General features: G+C 61.9%; 20 protein-coding genes. 17 read left to right on the top strand and 3 right to left on the bottom strand.

Going from position 1 to position 22,291, the window contains the following annotated elements:
- Positions 1–486 precede the first annotated feature (486 nt).
- Both M1D87_RS00740 and M1D87_RS00735 read right to left on the bottom strand, forming a co-directional pair.
- On the bottom strand, positions 487–1,707 hold the full coding sequence (locus M1D87_RS00740) for a CaiB/BaiF CoA transferase family protein (RefSeq protein WP_123085462.1): 1,221 nt from the start codon (positions 1,705–1,707) through the stop codon (positions 487–489).
- 14 nt (positions 1,708–1,721) lie between these two features.
- A complete protein-coding gene (locus M1D87_RS00735) occupies positions 1,722–2,903 on the bottom strand; it encodes an acyl-CoA dehydrogenase (RefSeq protein WP_003252907.1) in 1,182 nt (393 codons plus the stop codon).
- A gap of 161 nt (positions 2,904–3,064) precedes the next feature.
- Between M1D87_RS00735 and M1D87_RS00730 the strand changes: the two genes are divergently transcribed.
- The 10 genes from M1D87_RS00730 to M1D87_RS00685 all read left to right on the top strand — a co-directional run bounded on the left by M1D87_RS00730 (position 3,065) and on the right by M1D87_RS00685 (position 12,871).
- A complete protein-coding gene (locus M1D87_RS00730) occupies positions 3,065–3,964 on the top strand; it encodes a LysR family transcriptional regulator (protein ID WP_023662930.1) in 900 nt (299 codons plus the stop codon).
- 436 nt (positions 3,965–4,400) lie between these two features.
- Positions 4,401–5,522, top strand: a complete 1,122-nt coding sequence (locus M1D87_RS00725; RefSeq protein ID WP_015268506.1) for a Re/Si-specific NAD(P)(+) transhydrogenase subunit alpha — start codon at positions 4,401–4,403, stop codon at positions 5,520–5,522.
- A gap of 11 nt (positions 5,523–5,533) precedes the next feature.
- On the top strand, positions 5,534–5,848 hold the full coding sequence (locus M1D87_RS00720) for an NAD(P) transhydrogenase subunit alpha part 2 (RefSeq protein WP_003256966.1): 315 nt from the start codon (positions 5,534–5,536) through the stop codon (positions 5,846–5,848).
- Between the two features lie 2 nt (positions 5,849–5,850).
- The gene (locus M1D87_RS00715; RefSeq protein ID WP_123085461.1) at positions 5,851–7,287 is read left to right on the top strand and encodes an NAD(P)(+) transhydrogenase (Re/Si-specific) subunit beta; all 1,437 of its coding nucleotides are present in this window, start codon (positions 5,851–5,853) and stop codon (positions 7,285–7,287) included.
- Positions 7,288–7,473: 186 nt separating this feature from the next.
- Positions 7,474–8,967 (top strand): acetyl-CoA hydrolase/transferase family protein, encoded by a 1,494-nt coding sequence (locus M1D87_RS00710; protein WP_003256967.1) that lies wholly within the window; start codon positions 7,474–7,476, stop codon positions 8,965–8,967.
- 373 nt (positions 8,968–9,340) lie between these two features.
- Positions 9,341–9,556: a DUF1127 domain-containing protein gene (locus M1D87_RS00705; protein WP_003256968.1), complete on the top strand. Its 216-nt coding sequence runs from the start codon at positions 9,341–9,343 to the stop codon at positions 9,554–9,556.
- Positions 9,557–9,862: 306 nt separating this feature from the next.
- Positions 9,863–10,180, top strand: a complete 318-nt coding sequence (locus tag M1D87_RS00700) for a DUF2388 domain-containing protein (RefSeq protein WP_015268503.1) — start codon at positions 9,863–9,865, stop codon at positions 10,178–10,180.
- Positions 10,181–10,268: 88 nt separating this feature from the next.
- Positions 10,269–10,562: a DUF2388 domain-containing protein gene (locus M1D87_RS00695; protein ID WP_039612428.1), complete on the top strand. Its 294-nt coding sequence runs from the start codon at positions 10,269–10,271 to the stop codon at positions 10,560–10,562.
- 36 nt (positions 10,563–10,598) lie between these two features.
- Positions 10,599–10,919 (top strand): DUF2388 domain-containing protein, encoded by a 321-nt coding sequence (locus M1D87_RS00690; protein WP_003256970.1) that lies wholly within the window; start codon positions 10,599–10,601, stop codon positions 10,917–10,919.
- The gene (locus M1D87_RS00685; RefSeq protein WP_123085459.1) at positions 10,916–12,871 is read left to right on the top strand and encodes a DUF7844 domain-containing protein; all 1,956 of its coding nucleotides are present in this window, start codon (positions 10,916–10,918) and stop codon (positions 12,869–12,871) included. The genes M1D87_RS00690 and M1D87_RS00685 overlap by 4 nt, the downstream gene beginning before the upstream one ends.
- Positions 12,872–12,997: 126 nt before the next feature.
- Here the strand turns inward: M1D87_RS00685 and M1D87_RS00680 are convergent, their stop codons facing one another.
- Entirely contained in the window at positions 12,998–13,399 is a 402-nt protein-coding gene (locus M1D87_RS00680) for a GFA family protein (RefSeq protein ID WP_123085458.1), read from the bottom strand.
- A gap of 267 nt (positions 13,400–13,666) precedes the next feature.
- Here M1D87_RS00680 and M1D87_RS00675 point away from each other — a divergent pair, with 267 nt between their 5' ends.
- The 7 genes from M1D87_RS00675 to M1D87_RS00645 all read left to right on the top strand — a co-directional run bounded on the left by M1D87_RS00675 (position 13,667) and on the right by M1D87_RS00645 (position 22,290).
- Positions 13,667–14,974: a CitMHS family transporter gene (locus M1D87_RS00675; protein WP_039612426.1), complete on the top strand. Its 1,308-nt coding sequence runs from the start codon at positions 13,667–13,669 to the stop codon at positions 14,972–14,974.
- 71 nt (positions 14,975–15,045) lie between these two features.
- Positions 15,046–15,816: a TerC family protein gene (locus M1D87_RS00670; protein WP_003256974.1), complete on the top strand. Its 771-nt coding sequence runs from the start codon at positions 15,046–15,048 to the stop codon at positions 15,814–15,816.
- Positions 15,817–16,010: 194 nt separating this feature from the next.
- Positions 16,011–17,669: a Na/Pi cotransporter family protein gene (locus tag M1D87_RS00665; RefSeq protein ID WP_023661571.1), complete on the top strand. Its 1,659-nt coding sequence runs from the start codon at positions 16,011–16,013 to the stop codon at positions 17,667–17,669.
- 30 nt (positions 17,670–17,699) lie between these two features.
- Positions 17,700–19,100: a M16 family metallopeptidase gene (locus tag M1D87_RS00660; RefSeq protein ID WP_015268495.1), complete on the top strand. Its 1,401-nt coding sequence runs from the start codon at positions 17,700–17,702 to the stop codon at positions 19,098–19,100.
- 129 nt (positions 19,101–19,229) lie between these two features.
- On the top strand, positions 19,230–20,252 hold the full coding sequence (locus M1D87_RS00655) for a DUF5924 family protein (RefSeq protein ID WP_015268494.1): 1,023 nt from the start codon (positions 19,230–19,232) through the stop codon (positions 20,250–20,252).
- A 116-nt stretch (positions 20,253–20,368) separates the two neighbouring features.
- A complete protein-coding gene (locus tag M1D87_RS00650) occupies positions 20,369–21,502 on the top strand; it encodes an ABC transporter permease (RefSeq protein WP_123085456.1) in 1,134 nt (377 codons plus the stop codon).
- On the top strand, positions 21,499–22,290 hold the full coding sequence (locus tag M1D87_RS00645; protein ID WP_123085455.1) for an ABC transporter ATP-binding protein: 792 nt from the start codon (positions 21,499–21,501) through the stop codon (positions 22,288–22,290). Before M1D87_RS00650 ends, M1D87_RS00645 begins: the two co-directional genes overlap by 4 nt.
- The last annotated feature ends 1 nt before the right edge of the window (position 22,291 follow it).

The following is a 22,291-nucleotide window of genomic DNA, read 5'->3' as shown; positions in this document are numbered from 1 at the left end:
GATGCTGATAATCTTTGTGACTATCAGTCCGTACTCACAAGCACCCACACGAATTGCTTGATTCGATTTGTTAAAGAGCGTTTGGTTAAGAGCGTTTCGTCTCAACCGAGGCGCGCATTCTACGCTTTCCTCATTTGCTGTCAAGCGTTTATTTTGAAGTTTTTTGCGAGAAACTCGTTTAGCTTCAAACACTTGACTCGCTGCGATCTATCGTAGCGGGAGGCGAATCATACAGCGTTTAGAAGCGCTGTCAACCACCATCTCAACCGCTGCCGATCATTCGATCGAAGCGCTCCTGACACTACCTGAATCGCCTAACTAATTGATTTACAATAAGTTTTACGCTTCGACTACGTCAGAAGTGGGGCGCATTATAAGGGGATTCGAAACCGCGTCAACCCTTAATTTCAAGAAACCTTGATATCGCTGAAAAGCAAAGCGGGGAGGCCTGACGGCCACCCCGCTTTTCACCAGGGCCAAACGTCCTTAAAGCACACCGGCACTGCGCAGCCGCTGCACCTCACCGGCATCCAGCCCCAATACATCCTCCAGCACCACCTCGGTATGCTCACCCAGCAGCGGCGGCGCCCGACGGTACTCCACCGGCGTATCCGACAGCCGTATCGGGCTCGCCACCTGCGGCACACTCCCCGCCAACGGATGCGGAATGCTCACCGCCAACCCGCGCGCCAGCACTTGCGGGTCCTGGAACATCTGCGCCAGGTCATTGATAGGCCCGCACGGCACACCTGCAGCCTCCAGTTGGCTCACCCATTCCGCCGTGGTCTTGAACACCGTGGCCTGGCGAATCAGAGGAATCAGCTCGGCCCGGTTGGCAACCCGCAGCTTGTTGGTAACGAAACGCGGGTCGTCCGCCCACTGCGGCTGCCCGGCCACCTCGGCGAACTTGCGGAACTGGCTATCGTTGCCCACGGTAAGGATGAAGTCGCCATCCGCCGTCGGAAAATCCTGATAAGGCACGATATTGGGGTGCGCATTACCCAGGCGACGAGGCGGGCTGCCCGTGGTCAGGTAGTTCATCGCCTGGTTCGCCAGGCAGGCCACCTGCACATCGAGCAACGCCATGTCGACATGCTGACCCAACCCGGTCTGCTCGCGATGGGCGAGGGCAGCGAGGATCGCCACCGTGGAATACAACCCGGTAAGGATGTCGGTCAGCGCCACCCCTACCTTGACCGGCCCCGCACCTTCCTCACCTTCCGGGCGGCCGGTCAGGCTCATCAGCCCGCCCAACCCCTGGATCATGAAGTCATAACCCGCGCGCCTTGCATAAGGCCCGGTCTGCCCGAACCCGGTGATGGAACAATAGATAAGCTGCGGGTTGATCGCCTTCAGGCTCTGGTAGTCCAGACCGTAGGCAGCCAACCCACCAACCTTGAAGTTCTCGATGACGATATCGGACTTCGCCGCCAACTCACGCACCAGGCGCTGCCCCTCGGCCTGTGTGAAGTCGATGGTAACCGAGCGCTTGTTGCGGTTGGCCGACAGGTAATAGGCCGCCTCACTGGTGTTCTCACCCTCGGCATCCTTGAGGAAGGGCGGCCCCCATGAGCGGGTATCGTCACCACTGCCAGGGCGCTCGACTTTGATCACATCGGCACCAAGGTCAGCGAGAATCTGGCCAGACCATGGGCCGGCCAACACGCGAGAAAGGTCCAGCACCCTCAGATGTGATAGCGCGCCCATGGGCTGGCTCCTTATCAATAGAAGGCCTGGATGCCGGTCTGCGCACGCCCCAGGATCAGTGCATGCACATCGTGAGTACCCTCATAGGTGTTGACCACCTCCAGGTTGACCAGGTGACGAGCCACGCCGAACTCATCGGAAATGCCATTGCCACCCAGCATGTCACGCGCCATGCGAGCAATATCCAGCGCCTTGCCACAGGAGTTGCGCTTCATGATCGACGTGATCTCCACTGCAGCTGTGCCTTCGTCCTTCATCCGCCCCAGACGCAGGCAGCCCTGCAGTGCCAGGGTGATTTCCGTCTGCATGTCGGCCAGCTTTTTCTGGATCAACTGGTTGGCAGCCAACGGGCGACCGAATTGCTGACGGTCCAGGGTGTACTGACGCGCGGTGTGCCAGCAGGCTTCCGCAGCGCCCAGCGCACCCCAGGAGATGCCATAGCGGGCGGAGTTCAGGCAGGTGAACGGGCCTTTGAGGCCGCGCACATCCGGGAAGATGTTTTCCTCCGGCACGAACACGTTATCCATGACGATTTCGCCAGTTATCGAGGCGCGCAGGCCGACCTTACCGTGAATCGCCGGCGCGCTGAGACCTTGCCAACCCTTTTCCAGAACAAAACCGCGGATATCACCCGCATCGTCCTTGGCCCAGACCACGAATACATCGGCGATCGGGCTGTTGGTGATCCACATCTTGCTGCCAGTCAGGCGGTAGCCGCCGTCGACCTTCCGGGCACGAGTAATCATCGAACCCGGGTCGGAGCCGTGGTTGGGCTCGGTCAGGCCGAAGCAACCGATCCACTCGCCGCTGGCCAGTTTGGGTAGGTACTTCTGCTTTTGTGCCTCGGTACCGAACTCGTTGATTGGCACCATCACCAGCGACGACTGCACACTCATCATCGAACGATAACCCGAGTCGATGCGCTCTACCTCGCGAGCAATCAGGCCATAGCACACGTAGTTCAGGCCACTGCCACCGTACTGTTCGGGAATCGTGGCGCCCAGCAACCCGACCTCGCCCATTTCACGGAAGATCGCCGGGTCGGTCTGTTCATGACGGAAGGCCTCGAGCACACGCGGGGCCAGCTTGTCCTGGGCGAACTGATAAGCGCTGTCACGCACCATGCGCTCTTCTTCAGTGAGCTGCTGATCGAGCAGCAGTGGGTCGATCCAGTTGAAGCTTGCTTTACCGGCCATGAGCGAAATCCTCGAAATAGGGGGCAGTTTCTTGTGCCTTTGAGCCTAGGCCTGATCGGCCGACGGGACAAACGAGGATTGCGCACCAATTAGTGATAATTTGTCACTTCGTAAATCGGCAAAACGCCATATTGACAGCCTTACGAGTGAGGTTGACGTACATGCGCCGCAAGATCCCCAGTACCGCCGCCCTGGTTTGCTTCGAGGCGGCGGCGCGCAACGAGAGCTTTACCAAGGCCGCCCAAGAACTCGCCCTGACCCAAGGTGCCGTCTGTCGGCAGATAGGCGGCCTGGAAGCCTTCCTCAATGTGGAACTGTTCCGCCGCTCGCGCCGCGGCGTGAAGCTGACCGAAGCCGGCCTTTCCTACAGCCGCCAGGTGGCTGCCCAACTGGACGCGGTAGAGCGCGACACCTTGTCGGTAATGCGCCAGCAGGGCGCCAACGTGATCGAGCTGGCCGTGGTGCCCACCTTCGGCACCCAATGGCTGCTACCGCGGCTCAAGGACTTCCAGCAGCGCCACCCGGAGGTCACGGTAAACCTCACCAACCGCACCCGGCCATTCCTGTTTGCCGACACCACCTTCGATGCCGCTATCTACTTCGGCGATGCCGACTGGTCCGGCACCCAGTCGCACCGGCTGATGGGGGAAAACCCGGTACCGGTGTGCAGCCCGTCGCTGCTGGACGGGCAGGGCTCACTCGACGCTCAGCGTATTGCCCAACTGCCGTTGCTGCAGCAGAGCACGCGCCCCTATGCCTGGCGGCAATGGTTCGGCAGCGTCGGCATGAATGTGGAACGCGACATGACAGGCCCGCGCTATGAACTATTCTCGATGCTCGCCCAGGCGGCCATGCATGAGATGGGCATCGCCCTGATTCCACCGTTCCTGATCCAGCGCGAGTTGGAGGAGGGTAGGTTGGTGGTCGCTAACAGGCATGCCCTGAGTAGTGACAAGGCCTACTATCTGATGATTCCGGAGCGCAAAGTGGAGTCGGCTTCGCTACGCGCCTTTCGTGACTGGCTGGTAAGCCAGGCCCAGGCGTACACGGCCAAGACGTGAGCAGTCATGATAAATTGACTTCGTAGTCAATTATTTTTAACACCTACAGATATATGTATTTGTCGCATATACATAAACTGTTATGCAGTAGCAAAAATCCGCTTTAACCCTGCTTACGGCGCGGCTTCGCGGGTTATTTTGCGACATTCACCAAGCCGTAAGCGAATCAACCGCAAATTTTTTGTTTTTTTCTCCTAATCTGCCAATAGCCTATGTTTGACAGGCTGCAGCCTGGCCGTTGCGACATACGGTCACAGGGTGACTTGTAGTTTTGACTTCGTTTCGCTCCAGAACCGGTTGAAGGCCTCTGGCTTCGTCTGCAAAATGCTTCGCCCGCCCGGGATTCGGCGGGTCGGCGCTCCACAGCCGCCCCAGCGCACCATCCGAAGTGCGCTGGCTTTTAAAAAGACAAAAGGTCACCGCAGGAGAAATAGTCGTGCACATTGGTGTTCCTCTCGAGACGCAGACCGGTGAGACAAGGGTCGCTGCGACCCCGGAAACCATCAAGAAACTGATTGGCCAGGGCCATCAGGTCACCGTCCAACGGGGGGCAGGGCTCAATGCCAGCATTCCGGACAGTGCCTATGAGGCCGTGGGTGCTTCCCTGGGGAGTGCAGCCGATGCCTACGGCGCCCAATTGGTGCTCAAAGTGGTCGCCCCCAACGACCAGGAACTGGCCCTGATCAACAGTGGCAGCCTCCTGGTGGGCATGCTCAACCCCTTCAACAGCGAGCTGATCGGCAAGATGGCCGAGCGCGGCATTACCGCGTTCGCCCTGGAAGCCGCGCCGCGCACCTCGCGGGCGCAGAGCCTGGACGTGCTGTCGTCGCAGGCCAACATCGCCGGTTACAAGGCGGTGTTGCTGGCTGCCCATCACTACCCACGCTTCATGCCCATGCTCATGACCGCCGCCGGTACCGTCAAGGCCGCGCGCGTGCTGATCCTGGGCGCGGGCGTTGCCGGCCTGCAGGCCATTGCCACGGCCAAGCGCCTGGGCGCGGTGATCGAGGCATCCGACGTACGCCCGGCCGTGAAGGAGCAGATCGAGTCGCTGGGCGCCAAGTTCATCGACGTACCCTACGAAACCGATGAAGAGCGCGAATGCGCCGAAGGTGTCGGCGGTTATGCCCGGCCGATGCCGGCAAGCTGGATGCAACGCCAGGCCCAGGCCGTGCACGAGCGCGCCAAGCAGGCGGATATCGTCATTACCACTGCGCTGATCCCGGGGCGCAAGGCGCCGACCCTGCTCAGCGCCGAAACCGTCGCGCAGATGAAGCCCGGCTCGGTGGTCATCGACCTCGCAGCAGCCCAAGGCGGCAACTGCCCACTGACTGTCGCCGACCAGGTGGTACAGGAGAACGGCGTGATCATCGTTGGCCCGACCAACCTGCCGGCCCAAGTGGGCGCCGATGCCTCGGCACTGTATGCACGCAACCTGCTGGACTTCATGAAGCTGCTGTTCGACAAGGACGGCGCGCTGGTCATCAACCTCGAAGACGACATCGTCGCGGCCTGCTTGATGTGCCGTGATGGTCAGGTCGTCCGCAAGAACGGCTAAGGAGCACGACAATGGAAGACATGCTGATTTCCCATGGCATCTACAACCTGATCATCTTCGTGCTGGCCATCTATGTGGGCTACCACGTGGTGTGGAACGTCACCCCGGCACTGCACACTCCGCTGATGGCCGTGACCAACGCCATCTCTGCAATCGTCATCGTCGGCGCCATGCTGGCCGCCGCCCTGACGGTGACCCCGGCCGGCAAGCTGATGGGCACCCTGGCAGTGGCCCTGGCCGCAGTCAACGTGTTCGGTGGCTTCCTGGTCACCCGTCGCATGCTTGAGATGTTCAAGAAGAAAACCAAGAACGAGGCGCAGAAGTAAGCATGAGCATGAATCTGGTAACGCTCCTCTACCTCGTCGCTTCGGTGTGCTTCATCCAGGCGCTCAAGGGCCTGTCGCACCCGACCACCTCGCGGCGCGGCAACCTGTTCGGCATGATCGGCATGGGTATCGCCATCGTCACTACGGTCGGCCTCATTTATAAGCTCGGGGCCGAGCTTGCCACCGCCGGCATCGGCTACGTCCTCGTTGGCTTGCTGGTCGGCGGCACCGCCGGTTCGATCATGGCCAAGCGCGTCGAGATGACCAAAATGCCGGAACTGGTCGCCTTCATGCACAGCATGATCGGCCTGGCAGCGGTGTTCATCGCCATTGCCGCGGTGCTGGAACCGCAATCGATGGGCATCGTTGCCGCCATGAGCGACCCGATCCCCACCGGCAACCGTCTGGAGCTGTTCCTCGGCGCAGCCATTGGTGCCATTACCTTCTCCGGCTCGGTGATCGCCTTCGGCAAGCTGTCGGGCAAGTACAAGTTCCGCCTGTTCCAGGGCGCACCGGTACAGTTCACCGGCCAGCACAAGCTGAACCTGATCCTCGGCCTGACCACCATCGCCCTGGGCCTGCTGTTCACCTTCACTGGCCACTACAGTGCCTTCACCCTGATGCTGGTATTGGCCTTCATCATGGGCGTGCTGATCATTATTCCGATCGGGGGCGCCGACATGCCGGTGGTGGTGTCGATGCTTAACAGCTATTCGGGCTGGGCAGCGGCAGGTATCGGCTTCTCGCTGAACAACTCGATGCTGATCATCGCAGGCTCTCTGGTCGGCTCGTCCGGTGCCATCCTTTCGTACATCATGTGCAAGGCGATGAACCGTTCGTTCTTCAACGTCATCCTCGGTGGCTTCGGTGGTGATGCCGATGCCGGCGCGGCGCAAGGCTCCAAAGAGCAGCGCCCGGTGAAGTCCGGCTCTGCCGACGATGCCACCTTCCTGCTCAGCAACGCCGACAGCGTGATCATCGTCCCTGGCTACGGCCTGGCGGTGGCTCGCGCCCAGCACGCGCTCAAGGAACTGACCGAGAAGCTGAGCCACAACGGTGTGACCGTGAAGTACGCGATCCACCCGGTGGCCGGCCGTATGCCCGGGCACATGAACGTGCTGCTGGCGGAGGCCGAAGTGCCGTACGACCAAGTGTTCGAGATGGAAGACATCAACGCCGAGTTCGGCCAGGCCGATGTGGTGCTGGTGCTGGGCGCCAACGACGTGGTCAACCCTGCGGCGAAGAACGACCCCAAGTCGCCGATCGCCGGCATGCCGATCCTCGAAGCGTTCAAGGCCAAGACCATCATCGTCAACAAGCGCTCCATGGCCAGCGGCTATGCCGGCCTGGACAACGAACTGTTCTACCTCGACAAGACCATGATGGTGTTCGGCGACGCCAAGAAAGTCATCGAAGACATGGTCAAGGCGGTGGAGTGACAACGCCCGCTGCAAACCAGTTGATATAAAGGAAGCCCCGGTCAGAATCTGCCGGGGCTTTTCTTTTATTGATCCGGATCAACGGCTCTATTCCAAGGCTTCTCATACGACCATGGTCGTGGGACGGCAAGGGGCGAAGTCTCTAGACTGCGCTGCAGTAGTTTCAGTAGCCCGAGATAACAATCCATGTACCGTGATCGTATCCGCTTGTCCTCCCTGCACAGCAAGGTAATGAGTGCGGCTGATGCCGCTGGTCTGATCGAGGACGGCATGACCGTCGGCATGAGCGGTTTCACCCGCGCCGGCGAAGCCAAGGCCGTACCACATGCACTGGCCGAACGTGCCAAGCAGTCGCCACTGAAAATCAGCCTGATGACCGGCGCCAGCCTGGGCAACGACCTGGACAAGCAACTGACCGAGGCCGGCGTGCTGGCTCGCCGCATGCCGTTCCAGGTCGACAGCACCCTGCGCAAGGCCATCAACGACGGCCAGGTGATGTTCATCGACCAGCACCTGTCGGAAACCGTCGAGCAGCTGCGCAACCAGCAGCTGAAGCTGCCGGACATCGCGGTCATCGAAGCCGTGGCCATCACCGAGCAAGGCCATATCGTGCCAACTACCTCGGTGGGCAACTCGGCCAGCTTCGCGATCTTCGCCAAGCAGGTGATTGTCGAGATCAACCTCTCGCACAACACCAACCTCGAAGGCCTGCACGACATCTATATCCCGACCTACCGCCCGACCCGCACGCCAATCCCGCTGGTCAAGGTCGACGACCGTATCGGCAGCACCGCCATCCCCATCGACCCGGCCAAGATCGTCGGCATCGTCATCAGCGACCAGCCGGACTCGCCGTCCACCGTATTGCCGCCGGATGACGAAACCCAGGGCATCGCCGACCACCTGATCAACTTCTTCAAGAAAGAAGTCGAGGCCGGCCGCATGACCAACAAGCTTGGCCCGCTGCAGGCCGGTATCGGCAGCATTGCCAACGCAGTGATGTGCGGCCTGATCGAGTCGCCGTTCGAAGACCTGACCATGTACTCCGAAGTACTGCAGGACTCCACCTTCGACCTGATCGACGCCGGCAAGCTGAGCTTCGCCTCCGGCAGCTCGATCACCTTGTCGACCCGCCGCAACGCCGACGTGTTCGGCAACCTGGAGCGTTACAAGGACAAGCTGGTACTGCGCCCACAAGAAATCTCCAACCACCCGGAGGTGGTCCGTCGCCTGGGCATCATCGGTATCAACACCGCGCTTGAGTTCGATATCTACGGCAACGTCAATTCCACACACGTGTGCGGTACCAAGATGATGAACGGCATCGGCGGCTCGGGTGACTTCGCCCGTAACGCCCATCTGGCCGTGTTCGTCACCAAGTCGATTGCCAAGGGTGGGGCGATTTCCAGCGTGGTGCCGATGGTCAGCCATGTCGACCATACCGAGCATGATGTGGACATCCTGGTCACCGAGCAAGGCTTGGCCGACCTGCGCGGCCTGGCGCCACGCGAGCGCGCCAGGGCGATCATCGACAACTGTGTGCACCCGGACTACCGCGCAGCACTGAGCGACTACTTCGATCGCGCCTGCCAGCGTGGCGGCCATACCCCGCACATCCTGCGTGAAGCCCTGAGTTGGCACGAGAACCTGGAAGAAACCGGGCGCATGCTGGCTAGCTGATACAGATGTGGTACGGAACAGCGGCCCTGCTCCCGCTGTTCCGGCTTCTTCGCATGCTTGCCAGCGAATGGGCCATAACAGTCCAACCCGTCTATCAAGATACCTGGCCGCCGCTACTCAGCTAATCTGTACTACTGTACTGGTAATTTCACGCCTTCCTGGCAGACAAATACCTTTGGTTTAATGAAAATGCACCAAATAAGGGCAGACCAGTACAGTTACGCCAGTTTCGAGTGCAACAGTAGGGTTACACAGTTAACTGGACCATCGTCTTTCAACTGAACTGTATCTACTGTTATGGACGACAGAGGAGGATCATTGGCATCAGTTAAATCACTACCTAATCCCGCCATAAGCGGAAGGATGAAACATCATGGAACGTACCCTCAGTTCCGGTCTGGTTTTTGAAAGCAACGCCCAACAATCCAACGCTTCGCTGCCGCTGCGCGCTCTGTCCACCTTGCTGCTGTGGCAGCGCCGCATGGCCAGCCGCCGTCAACTGGCTCGCCTGGACGCCCGCCTGCTGGCCGACGCCGGTATCAGCGAGTCGCAGCGTTACGAAGAGCTGAGCAAGCCATTCTGGCGCTAAGCTCCGGCTTGCCGGCTTCGGCCGGCACCGCGAATTCCCGAAACCCGTTGCAGGTGACTGCGACGGGTTTTTTGTTTGCAGGCGGCATGCCAGAGCCTTTTCCAAGCGAGCCTGTACAGTTTTAAAAACCATAAATCAGACCAGAACAGTTTATTGGTGCGCTGTTCATTAACATCCAGAAACACCGGCGCGTGATACGCTTGGCGTAACAGTCTGGTAGAACGCACTGTTGAAAAGTACCGCGACGAGCTGTGCGAGCGTCCGATAAAGCAGAACCACCCGACCCTAGTCCAGGAGTCCACGATCATGTCCCGTAAATACCTGATTGGCGCCGCCCTGATGCTGAGCCTGGCCGGCACCGCAAACGCCACCAGCTTCGTTGTAACCACCGACGCCGTCGTTGGCGCAGTGGCCGCGTCCACCGATGCCACTTCCGATATTTCCTCCTCGTTCCGTGACGACAAGATCGTCCAGGCCGCCCGTGACGACGCCGCCAGCTTCGTTGGCAGCCAGGGCGACATCCGCGGAGCCAAGCTGGAAAGCGCTTTCCTGCACATCCGCTCGCAGATGCCAACCCTGCAGGCCAGCGACGCGCAACTGGCGCAGGCCATCCTGGCGCTCTGACCCCGGCTGAGCCATTCAGCTGTGCTGGTCACCACCAGCACAGCCGTACTCACCATTGCCGCCCACGTTTCCAGCTGTTGTAGAGCCCATGCGTTATCTGTTGCCGTTGCTGTTCTCCGTTATTGGCATGGCCAGCGCCCATGCCATGGATACCACTACGCAAAGCCTGGTCATCACCGGCTATGTCACCAGCCAGGTCACCAGCGCACCGTTCGACCGCAAACTGGTCCGCCAGGCCCAGGACGATGCCGCTGCCTTCGTCGCCAGCGACGGCCAGATCCGCGGTGCACGGCTGGAGGCAGCACTGGAATCATTACGCCACAATTGCACACGGCATACCGTCGGCGATCTGGAACTGGCGCGAGCAATTCTCGTCCAATAATTAAATCTGACTCCCTGTATTTTTCGGAGATGCTCCATGCGTAAACCGCTGATTGCCGCTACCCTCGGCATGCTGCTGCTGGCCGACCTGGCCCAGGCACAGACCCTGGTGGCCACCAGCAATATCATCGTGCGGGCCTTTGGCCGTTCGATCGATTTCACCTCTGACACCACCACCTCGATCCGCGATTCCAAAGTGGTGCGCGAAGCCCATGACGACGCCGCCAGCTTTGTCGCCAGCAACGGTGACATCCGCGGCGCCCAGCTCGAGGCCGCCTTCAACACCCTGCGCGAGCGCGTGCCGCAAGCGCGTGACGCCAGCGACCAGGTACTGGCTGAAGCCATCCTCGCGCTGTGAACCGCGTGCGCGCCTGGCTGCTCGGCTGCGCCCTGACGCTGCTCGGCACGCCCGCCCTGGCCGACCTGCAGCTCGAGCTGCAGGCGTCCGGCCTTGACTCACAGCAGGCCCTGGCCACTCAGGCTCTGCTCGACGAAGCCATGGGCAAGCTGCCCCCCAGCTTCAAGCAACAGCTGAACCGCCGCGTGCGTGTCAGCTGGAGCGACGACATGCCTGCCGACGCCTATGGCCAGGCATCGCTGGTATCTACCCTCGAACTCAATCGCCGCCTGCTTCCCAGCCTCACCGATGGCAGTGCGGCCACCGAACGCACCAACCGCCCGCATGGCACGGTGCGAGAAGAACTGCTGGCCACCGTGCTGCACGAACTCACTCATATCTATGACCGTGCCCGGCTGTGGCCCAGCGCCGAGAACGCGCTGATCGCCCGTTGCAAGCGCCAGCAAGGTACGTTGGGCAAGGTCGGCCTGCCCGAAGCATGCCGTGGCCAGGCCGAGCGCCGCTTCACCCTCAGCGACGACCCGCGCCTCCTCGACCTGGCCGGCTGGCAGCAGTACGTGGGCCGACGCGGCGAGCGCGAGCAGCACAACGGCCAGTTCGTGCGCAGCCCCGACAGCTATGAACTGAGCAGCCCCAAGGAGTACATCGCGGTCAATATGGAGTACTTCCTCCTCGACCCGAGCTACGGCTGCCGCCGTCCGGCGCTGAACCAGTACCTGCGCGAACACTTCGGCTGGGCACCGCAGCAGGACAACTGCGCCAAGGGCCTGCCGTTCATCAATGCCGGCAGCGACTTCGCCCGCCAGCCGCTGGGCGAAATCGACCCCGAGCGGGTCTATGAGGTGGACTACCTGCTGGCCGAAGCCAACCAGAACCTGGTCAGCCGCTGGGGCCACAGCATGCTGCGCCTGGTGATCTGCAAGCCGGGCCGCCCACGCGGGCCGGACTGCCGCCTGGACCTCGACCAGAGCCTGGTGCTGTCGTACCGTGCCTTCGTCAACGATGTGCAACTTTCCAGCTGGGACGGCCTGGTCGGTGCCTACCCCTCGCGCCTGTTCGTGCTGCCGCTGGGCCAGGTGATCGACGAGTACACCAAGACCGAACTGCGCAGCCTGGCCTCGGTGCCCTTGCGGCTCGACCGCGACGAGATCGAGAACCTGGTGCGTCAGGCCGCCGAAATGCACTGGAGCTACGATGGCAACTACTGGTTCCTGTCCAACAATTGCGCAGTAGAGTCATTGAAGCTGCTGCGCAGCGGCACCGCCAACCCGCGCCTGAACGACCTCGACAGCATCATGCCCAATGGCTTGCTGGCTGTGCTCAAGGGCAGGGGACTTGCCGACACCAGCGTGCTCGACGACCCCCGCGAAGCGTTGCGCCTGGGTTATCGCTTCGACTCCTACCGTGACCGTTACCAGGCCATGTTCGAGGTGTTGAAGAAGCAGTTGCCAATCAAGCAGGGCAAGGTTGAGGACTGGCTGGCCCTGGACGCCGAGCAACGGCGGGCCTGGTTCGCCCAGGCCGACCTGCGTACCAGCGCCGCCTTGCTGCTGCTTGAACAGGCCAGTTTACGCCGGCAACTGCTGCTGGCCCAGGACGAGGTCAAGCAGCGTTACCTGAACGCCGCCGCGCTGAAGGATGGCAGCGTCAGCAAGGCCGATGCGACCCTCAGACAGATGCTTGCCAACAGTGGCTTCCTCAGCCGCCCGGCAGAGTTGCTCGACAGCAAGGGCTACGGGCTGCCGCAGCCGCAGGAGCGCAAGCATCTGGAACAGGTCAGCAGTGAGCGGCAAGCGCAGTTGCTGCGCTTGAGCACAAGCCTGGACAAAGAGGTGAGGGCGCTGCTGGAGCCTTCGCGGGCCAAGGAAATTGCGGCGGTGGAAGCCAATGTGAAGCAGGTGGGCGAACATCTGCGGGCGCTGCACAAGGCCGCCGGTGGCCTGCAATTGTAACGTCCACTGTGCCGGCCTCTTCGCGGGCATGCCCGCTCCCACAGGATCTGTACAACACCTGAGATCTGCGCCGTCCCTGTAGGAGCGGGTTTACCCGCGAAAGGGCTGGCACAGACAGCACAAGGCCTACAGGTTCTCCTCCGCCTCCGAAGGCAAATCCTCATCCAGATGCAACCAAGGCAACCGGCTACCCACCCAGATATGCCGGTTGGCCCTGACCCGTTCCGGGTGGTCCAGCGTCGCCACCGTCACATCCACCGTCTCCGGGCTATGTGTAGTCACCAACGCCACATGCGCCCCGCAATGCCCACAGAAGTACCGGCTGCAACTGGCCGGCGCCACATAGCAGTTCGGCTCGCCCGCCAGCCACCGGAACCCCGAGCGGGGCAGGGTAAGCCAGGTCACCACCAGCCCGCCACTGACCCGCCGGCAGATCGAACAATGGCAATGGGCAATGTCCATCAGGTCGCCCTCCAACCGATAACGCAAGGCGCCACAATGGCAGCCACCCTCGGTCACATCCTGCATCACCTACCTCTCGTCGCCTTAGCTTCGGCGAAAGCTGGCTGAAAGCTTGCCCTCATAGGATAGCCCCCACTACCGGCACAAGACCGGTCAGCCAGGGCACCCGGTAACCACCGCGCCCGGCCCAATCAACAACAACAATGGTGATTCTGATGTATTCCTGTGCCCGACTTTCCGTAGCCCCCCTCCGCATGCTCCCTGCACAGCGCCAAGCGCGCTGATCCGCCCGAATCGACGTTCCTTTCGCCGCGCCACGCCTGGAGTATTGCCATGCTGACCTTCCTCGGCTTTGCCATGGTCATCACCTTCATGTACCTGATCATGACCAAGCGCCTGTCGGCCTTGATCGCGCTGATCCTGGTACCGATCCTGTTCGCCCTGTTCGGCGGTTTTTCCGCCAAGATCGGCCCGATGATGCTCGAGGGCATCAGCAAGCTCGCACCTACCGGCGTGATGCTGATGTTCGCCATCCTCTATTTCGCCCTGATGATCGATTCCGGCCTGTTCGACCCGGCCGTGCGCAAGATCCTCAAGCTGGTCAAGGGCGATCCGCTGAAAGTGTCCGTCGGCACCGCGGTACTGGCCCTGGTGGTCTCGCTCGACGGTGACGGCGCCACCACCTACATGATCTGCTGCGCCGCCATGCTGCCAATGTACAGCCGCCTGGGCATGAGCCCGCGGATCATGGCCGGCCTGATCATTCTCGCCGGCGGGGTAATGAACATGACCCCCTGGGGTGGCCCGACCGCCCGCGCCGCCAGCGCCCTGCACGTGGACCCGTCGGACATCTTCGTGCCGATGATCCCGGCCATGCTGTTCGGCGTGCTGGCAATCCTGGCCATCGCCTACATGTACGGCAAGCGTGAACGTGCCCGCCTGGGCGAGTTGCACCTGCCCACCGACGACATCGACCACAGCCAAATTACCGTTTCGCAGTACCCGGACGCGCGCCGGCCAAAATTGCTGTACTTCAACGGTGCCCTGACCGCTGCCCTGATGGTCGCGCTGGTTGCCGGCGTGTTGCCGCTGCCCGTGCTGTTCATGATCGCCTTCAGCATCGCCATGATCGTCAACTACCCGTGCCTGCAGCAGCAGAAAGACCGCATCGCCGCCCACGCCGGCAGCGTGCTGGCGGTCACCGGGCTGATCTTTGCAGCCGGCATCTTCACCGGCATCCTGTCGGGCACCGGCATGGTCGACGCCATGTCCAAGAGCCTGCTGTCGGTCATCCCCGAGGCGTTGGGCCCATACCTCGCGGTGATAACCGCGATCGTGAGCATGCCGTTCACCTTCTTCATGTCCAACGACGCATTCTACTATGGCGTGCTACCGGTGCTGGCCGAAGCTGCCAGCCACTACGGCATCAGCCCGGTGGAAATGGCCCGTGCGTCGATCGTCGGGCAGCCGGTACACCTGCTAAGCCCCCTGGTACCCTCCACCTACCTGCTGGTGGCCCTGGCCGGGATCGAGTTCGGCGATCATCAGCGCTTCACCTTGAAGTGGGCAGTGCTGGTGTGCCTGTGCATAATGCTCGCCGCGCTGCTGATGGGGATTTTCCCGCTGTTCAGTAGTCTTTAATAAACACGTATTTCCCTAACGCGACGCGCCCGGATCCGGGCGCGTCGCCTTTACCGTTCGAAGGAAGACACATGGAATGGCTGACCAGCCCGGAAATCTGGGTTGCCTTTTTTACCCTTACCGCGCTTGAGATCGTCCTCGGTATCGATAACATCATCATGATCTCGATTCTGGTCAGCCGCATGCCCAAGCACATGCAGCCGCGCACCCGGATCTTCGGGCTGGCCCTGGCCATGGTCACTCGTATCATGCTGCTGCTGTCGATCACCTGGGTCATGCGCCTTACCGCCGACCTGTTCGTGGTCCTGGGCCAGGGCATCTCCGGGCGGGACCTGATCCTGTTCTTTGGTGGCCTGTTCCTGCTGTGGAAAAGCTCGCAAGAGATCTATCACGGCCTGGAAGGCGAGGACGAAAACCCGGAAGAACCGAAAGGCGCGGGTGGCAAGTTCTTCTACACCATCATCCAGATCGCCATCATCGACATCGTGTTCTCGCTGGACTCGGTGATCACTGCGGTGGGCATGGTGTCCCACGTACCAGTGATGATCGCCGCGATCATCGTCGCCGTGCTGGTGATGATGCTGTGCGCTGGCACCATCAGCGATTTCATCGACAAACATCCGTCGTTGAAGATGCTCGCACTTTCGTTCCTGATCGTGGTCGGTACCGTGCTGATCGCCGAATCTTTCGACGTACATGTACCTAAAGGCTATGTCTACTTCGCCATGGCGTTCTCGCTGGCGGTGGAAGCCATCAACATCCGCATGCGAACTGCCTTGGCCCGCAAGAACGGCAAAGAGCACGAGCCAGTGAAACTGCGCAAGGACATTCCGGGTCAATAAGATCAGGAAGTGCAGGACAAAGGGCCCTTCGGGCCCTTTTTTCATTTCCGCCATATTTCAAACAAATGACAGCCATGCGAAGCTGGCGACAGCTCCGCAGAACAACTAAAGCTTTGAGTGAGCACTGAAAATTCTTCAAATGCTCACGCTTCGTCTCTTGGCCCTCTGGGCCAATGCAACAGGGGGCCGTCGCCATGCTGACCCTGCTCAACCTGCTCTCGGCCGTTACGCTTCTGGTCTGGGGCACCCACATCGTGCGTACCGGCATACTCCGGGTATTCGGCTCGAGCCTGCGGCGCATCATCAGCCAGAACATGAGCAAACGCCCGCTCGCGTTCGTCGCAGGCATTCTGGTCACAGCCCTGGTGCAAAGCAGCAACGCCACAGCCATGTTGGTCACCTCGTTCGTCGGCCAAGGCCTGATGGCCATGACCCCGGCCTTGGCAATCATGCTCGGCGCCGACGTGGGTACCGCGCTGATGGCCCGGGTGCTGACCCTGGACCTGTCCTGGCTGTCGCCGCTGCTGATCTTCCTGGGTGTGATCTTCTTCCTCTCGCGCAAGCAGACGCGGGCGGGCCAGCTGGGCAGAGTAGGCATCGGGCTTGGCCTGATCATCCTGGCACTGGAGCTGATCGTGCAGGCAGCTACACCGATTACCCACGCCCAGGGCGTAAAGGTGCTGTTCGCTTCGCTCACCGGCGACATCATGCTCGACGCCTTGGTCGGCGCACTGTTCGCCATGATTTCCTATTCCAGCCTGGCCGCCGTGCTGCTCACCGCGACACTGGCCGGCGCCGAAGTGATCAGCCTGCCGGTGGCCATCGGCCTGGTGGTGGGCGCCAATATCGGCAGCGGATTGCTGGCCTTCATCAGCACCAGCATGCAGAACGCCGCTGGCCGCCGTGTGGCCCTGGGCAGCCTGCTGTACAAGCTGATCGGCTTGCTGCTGATCATCCCAGTGCTGCACCCGCTGGTGGGTTGGATGGACTCACTGAGCTTCAGCCCACAGGAGCTGGTCATCGGCTTCCACCTGCTCTACAACACGCTGCGTTGCCTGATCATGCTGCCCACGGTCAAACCCATGGGCCGGCTGTGCAACAGCCTGCTGCCCGAACGGGAAAACGGCAACGGCCAGATTCGCCCTCGCCATCTCGACACCTCGGCGCTGGAAACCCCCAGCCTGGCACTGGCCAACGCCTCCCGCGAAACCCTGCGCCTGGGCGATATCGTCGACAGCCTGCTCGAAGCCATGCTCGGAGCCCTACGCGGTACCCAGGCCGCCTTGCCGCAGCAGGTCCGCGCCTTGGGCGAGGACGCCGAAGCCTTGTACAGCGCGATCAAGCTGTACTTGGCGCAGATTTCACGTGAAGGCCTCAGCGAACAGGACAACCGCCGCTGGGCAGAAATCATCGAACTGGCGATCAACCTCAAGCTGGCCTGCGACCTGATCGAGCGTATGCTGCGCAAGGTCCAGCAGCAGAAAACCAGCCAGCGCCGGGAGTTCTCCCAGGTGGGCCTGGAAGAACTCACCGGCTTGCAGGAACAGCTGCTGGCCAACCTGCGCCTGGGTTTGTCGGTGTTTCTCAGTGCCGACCCGGAAAGCGCCCGTCTGCTGCTGCGGGAAAAACGCCGATTTCGCGCCCAGGAACGGCGCCTTGCGCACGCCCATGTCAGCCGCCTGCAGCGCAAGGTAGTGCAAAGTATCGAGACCAGTTCGCTACACTTGGAGCTGATCGCCGACATGAAACGGTTGAACTCTTTGTTCTGTAGCAGTGCCTATGTGGTACTGGGCGGCTCGGACACGGGCGGGCTGATGCTCGACAGCGTGCCGGACGAAGCCCGACTGCCGTGATTTCGCCTACCTGAGGACCCAAGCTCGCCCATGCGTTGCCTGATGTTCGTTTGCCTGCTGATCTGCAGCCTGCCCTCATTCGCCCTTGACCGCTCGCGGGTTGAAGGTTACCTGTTGCCCAACGGCCTGCAGGTGATCCTGAAAAACGGCTATGAACGTGACCATGTAGCGATTCGCCTGGTGGTCGGCGTCGGCCTGGATGACTTCAATTGCGAGCAGAAAGAGCTGCCGCACCTGCTCGAGCACCTGCTGTTCAGCGGCATCGACGCAACCGGCGAGGGTGGCCTGGAAGAGCGGCTGCAATCGTTGGGCGGCGAGTGGAACGCCTACACCAGCAGCGCCGACACCACCTTCGTCATCGAAGCCCCGGCGCGCAACCAGCGCAAAGTCCTCGACCTGCTACTGGCGGTGATCCACGAAACCCGCATAGATGCCAAGGCCCTGGCCACTGCCAAGCGCATCATCGAGCGTGAAGATGGCGGCCATTATGGCCACCTGCAGCGCTGGCTCGACCGCCAGGACATCGGCCACCCCGCCAGCGACCAGTTGGCCACCGAGCTAGGCCTGAAATGCCCGGAGCGCTCCAACCTCGACGACATGACCCTGGAGCAGGTGAACACCTTGCGTGACCGCTGGTACGCGGCCAACAACATGACCCTGATCGTGGTCGGCGGCCTCGACCGCCTGCTGCCGGCCTACCTGGAGCGCACCTTTGGCGAATTGCCCGCCACCGAGCCAGAGGAGCGCCGCACCCTGGAAAGCATCGGCCAGCAAGCTGAACAGCGCCGCGACCTGACCCGCGGCTGGCTGGGCGACAGCGTCAAGCTGCACTGGCTGTTCGTCGAGCCGGTGCTGGACAACGACCATCAGGCCACCCTCGACCTGCTGTCGCACTATCTGGATTGGGCGCTGTATGACCAGCTGCGCTTGCGCAACGGGTTGTCCTACGGCCCTTCGGCACAACGCGAGAGCTTCGGCGACACCGGCCTGCTAAGCCTCAATGCCGACCTGGAGCGCGAGGACATCGACCAAGCGGTCGAGGTGATGCAGAAATTGTTCGATCACCTGCGCAAGGAAGGCCTCGACCCGGACACCTTCGAGCGCATCAAGTACGCCAGCGTCGCCAAGGAAAGCTGGAGCACCCAGGGCAACAGTGCCTTGGCCGACTACTATTGGGGCGCGCTGAACGACTATAGCGACGGACGCTTCGCCAACCCGGTGCGCAAGCTGCGGCAGGTCAGCCTGGCGCAGGCCAACGAGGCGCTGAAGGAACTGCTCAAGGAAGATGGCTATGTGCGTATCGAAAAGCCGTTGCTTGGCTATGATGAACTCTATGGGCTGGTTGCCTTGCTATCGGGGCTGATCCTGGCAGCGGGGCTGTTGCGCTGGCGTCGGCACGGTCCGGAAAAACCGAGCGGTGCTACACGCTAGCGGTGAATAGGCGGTATCCTTTTGCCAGTACCGGCCCCTTCGCGGGTATCGCAACGCGGTCCCTGTGGGAGCGGGTTCACCCGCGAAGAAGCCGGCACAGCCACCATATCCTTTCTGTTGTAGCCCCCAATGCCCCAAATCCCCCACATCGTCCAGCGCATCATCGAACTGCTCAAACGCTACCCCGGCATCATCGCGCTCGGCGGTTTTCTCTCCGGCATCGGCAGTTTTATCCTGGTCGACCGCCAGGCTGGCCTTGCCAGCTGGGTAGCTGTGCTCATGCTGGTCAGCTGGCTCTGGCTGATGCTGGAAAACACCCTCACCGGCCTGTTCGCGCGCACCTTCAACCGCGAAATACCGCAGCCATTGCTGCGCTATGCGACACAGATGATCCACCAGGAATCGCTGTTCTTCGTACTGCCGTTCTTCTTCATCACCACCACCTGGAACAGCGGCCAGTTGGTGTTCACCGGCCTGCTTGGTGCCGCCGGGCTGATTTCGATCATCGATCCGCTGTACTACAAGTGGCTGGCACCGAGGCGCTGGCTGTTCCTGGCGCTACATACCCTGACCCTGTTCGCCGCCCTGCTGACCGCGCTGCCGATCATCCTGCACCTGACCACCGCGCAAAGCTTCAAGCTGGCCCTGATCGCAGCCATGGCCCTGTCGTTTCCCAGCCTTGCCAGCAGCTTCCCGATCAACAACTGGCGCCGTGCCGTGGCCCTGGTGCTGGTCACCCTGTCGGTTGGCGGCGGGGGCTGGCTTCTGCGCTCCTGGGTGCCACCAGCAACCTTGTGGATGACCGAAGTGGCGGTCAGTACCGAAGTGCTGAACCGCCAGCCGGGCGATTCGCTGCACGAAATTGCCGCCAGCCGCATCCGTAGCAGCGGCCTGTACGCCTACACCGCGATCAACGCGCCACGCGGCCTGAACGAGCGGATCTATCACGTGTGGCAAAAGGACGGCCAGGAAGTTGATCGCATTGCCCTGGACATCCATGGCGGGCGCAAGGAAGGCTACCGGGCCTGGACCCACAAGCAGAACTTCCCGCCGAACCCGGTGGGCAAGTGGCAGGTGAGGGTACTGACAGAGGATGGGCAGGTCATCGGTGTGCTGCGCTTCAAGGTGGTCGATGACGCACCCGCAGGGTGAGTGAAAGGGGGCCGCTTTGCGGCCCTCAAGGTCAGTGAAGACAGCACATAATCACCAAACAGCCCATGCCCGCTGCGCTATGATCAGGCCCTAAGCCTTAGCGCCGAGTCAGTAGCATGGAGCCGATGACCACCCCCAGCGCCACCCTGGACACCAGTAGCCAACCGGCCTGCCTGCGCATTACCGGTGACTGGACCCTGGCGCACTACGCCAGCCTCAAGCGTGAGAGCGAGCGCCTGCGGGCGCAATATGCTGCCGATACCGTCGCCGACCTCAGCCAACTGGGACGCCTGGATACTGCCGGTGCCTCGCTGCTGGCCGAACTGCTCGGCTCCGAACGCCTGTCGCGCTGCACCCATGGCCTGCCCGAAGCCAGCCGCGCCCTGCTCAAGAACGTCTATTGCTCGGTGCAGGACTACTGCATCCCGGTCAAGGAGCCAGAGCGTAACGTGCTGCTGTTGCTGCTGGAACGCATCGGCTGCGCCGTCGGTACCTTGTGGCAAGACACCATGCAAGTGCTCGGTTTCGTTGGCCTGATCCTCGAAACCCTGCTGCGCCGTGCCCTGCAACCCCATCGCTGGCGCTTTACCCCGGTCGTGGCGCACATCGAACAGACCGGTCTGGACGCCGCGCCCATCGTCGCCCTGCTGACCTTCCTGGTGGGCGCGGTGGTGGCCTTCCTCGGCGCCACAGTGCTAGCCGATTTCGGCGCCACCATCTTCACCGTCGACCTGGTGGCATTCTCGTTCCTGCGAGAGTTCGCCGTGCTGCTGACCGCCATCCTCATGGCCGGCCGCACCGCCAGCGCGTTCACCGCGCAGATCGGCTCGATGAAGGCCAACGAGGAAATCGACGCCATCCGCACCCTGGGCCTGAACCCCATGGAGATGCTGGTGGTGCCGCGCGTACTGGCGCTGTTGATTTCGCTGCCCTTGCTGACCTTCCTCGCGATGATCTGCGGCATCGTCGGCGGCGCGGTGGTGTGCGCGCTGACACTGGACATCTCGCCAGCCATGTTCCTGTCGCTGCTGCAAAGCGACATCGGCGTGCAGCACTTCCTGGTCGGCCTGGCAAAGGCACCGTTCTTCGCCTTCCTGATCGCCGCGATCGGCTGCCTGGAAGGCTTCAAGGTCAGCGGCAGCGCCGAATCGGTGGGCGCGCACACCACCTCGGCGGTCGTGCAGTCGATATTCGTGGTCATCGTTCTGGATGCGGTGGCTGCGCTGTTCTTCATGGAGATGGGCTGGTGAGTGGCCAGGAACGTGTGATCGAGGCCCGCGGCATCTGTAACCGCTTCGGCCGTCAGAGCGTGCACGAAAACCTCGACCTCGACCTGTATCGCGGCGAGATACTCGCCGTGGTCGGCGGCTCGGGCAGCGGCAAGTCGGTGCTGTTACGCAGCATTATTGGCCTGCGGCGGCCCAACGAAGGGCAGATCAAGGTGTTCGGCCAGGACCTGTCCGGCCTGCGCGAAGAGCAGCGCTCACTGGTCGAGCGGCGCTTCGGCGTGCTGTTTCAGAAGGGCGCGCTGTTCTCTTCGCTGACTGTCACCGAAAACGTGGCATTGCCGCTGATCGAGCACGCCGGGCTGTCCCGCGCCGATGCCGAGCACCTGGCCGGGGTGAAACTGGCCCTGGCCGGGCTGCCAATCTCGGCCGCCGACAAATACCCCGCCTCGCTGTCCGGGGGCATGATCAAGCGCGCCGCGCTGGCCCGGGCACTGGCACTGGACCCTGACATCCTGTTTCTCGACGAACCCACCGCCGGCCTGGACCCGATCGGCGCCGCCGCCTTCGACCAGTTGATCCTGACCCTGCGTGACGCCCTGGGCCTGTCGGTTTTCCTCATCACCCACGACCTCGACACCTTGTACACCATTACCGACCGCATCGCCGTGCTGTCGCAGAAGAAGGTCCTGGTGGCCGGCCCGCTGGCCGAGGTCGAGCAGACCGACGACGCCTGGATTCAAGAATACTTTCATGGCCCACGCGGGCGCGCAGCCGAGCAGGCCGCCACCCGTGCCAGGCAGGAGCGCTGAG

Source organism: Pseudomonas sp. SA233, from assembly GCF_054792385.1.
Note: the sequence above shows the minus strand (reverse complement) of the source record. Positions and strands in the feature narration are given on the sequence as shown.

Coding starts and splice junctions, on each gene's coding strand:
- M1D87_RS00690 (WP_003256970.1), top strand. CDS start 10,599: ATGCGTAAACCGCTGATTGCCGCTACCCTCGGCATGCTGCTGCTGGCC.
- M1D87_RS00680 (WP_123085458.1), bottom strand. CDS start 13,399: ATGCAGGATGTGACCGAGGGTGGCTGCCATTGTGGCGCCTTGCGTTAT.
- M1D87_RS00735 (WP_003252907.1), bottom strand. CDS start 2,903: ATGGCCGGTAAAGCAAGCTTCAACTGGATCGACCCACTGCTGCTCGAT.
- M1D87_RS00650 (WP_123085456.1), top strand. CDS start 20,369: ATGGAGCCGATGACCACCCCCAGCGCCACCCTGGACACCAGTAGCCAA.
- M1D87_RS00675 (WP_039612426.1), top strand. CDS start 13,667: ATGCTGACCTTCCTCGGCTTTGCCATGGTCATCACCTTCATGTACCTG.
- M1D87_RS00665 (WP_023661571.1), top strand. CDS start 16,011: ATGCTGACCCTGCTCAACCTGCTCTCGGCCGTTACGCTTCTGGTCTGG.
- M1D87_RS00700 (WP_015268503.1), top strand. CDS start 9,863: ATGTCCCGTAAATACCTGATTGGCGCCGCCCTGATGCTGAGCCTGGCC.
- M1D87_RS00710 (WP_003256967.1), top strand. CDS start 7,474: ATGTACCGTGATCGTATCCGCTTGTCCTCCCTGCACAGCAAGGTAATG.
- M1D87_RS00660 (WP_015268495.1), top strand. CDS start 17,700: ATGCGTTGCCTGATGTTCGTTTGCCTGCTGATCTGCAGCCTGCCCTCA.
- M1D87_RS00730 (WP_023662930.1), top strand. CDS start 3,065: ATGCGCCGCAAGATCCCCAGTACCGCCGCCCTGGTTTGCTTCGAGGCG.
- M1D87_RS00670 (WP_003256974.1), top strand. CDS start 15,046: ATGGAATGGCTGACCAGCCCGGAAATCTGGGTTGCCTTTTTTACCCTT.
- M1D87_RS00740 (WP_123085462.1), bottom strand. CDS start 1,707: ATGGGCGCGCTATCACATCTGAGGGTGCTGGACCTTTCTCGCGTGTTG.
- M1D87_RS00695 (WP_039612428.1), top strand. CDS start 10,269: ATGCGTTATCTGTTGCCGTTGCTGTTCTCCGTTATTGGCATGGCCAGC.
- M1D87_RS00715 (WP_123085461.1), top strand. CDS start 5,851: ATGAGCATGAATCTGGTAACGCTCCTCTACCTCGTCGCTTCGGTGTGC.
- M1D87_RS00655 (WP_015268494.1), top strand. CDS start 19,230: ATGCCCCAAATCCCCCACATCGTCCAGCGCATCATCGAACTGCTCAAA.
- M1D87_RS00705 (WP_003256968.1), top strand. CDS start 9,341: ATGGAACGTACCCTCAGTTCCGGTCTGGTTTTTGAAAGCAACGCCCAA.
- M1D87_RS00720 (WP_003256966.1), top strand. CDS start 5,534: ATGGAAGACATGCTGATTTCCCATGGCATCTACAACCTGATCATCTTC.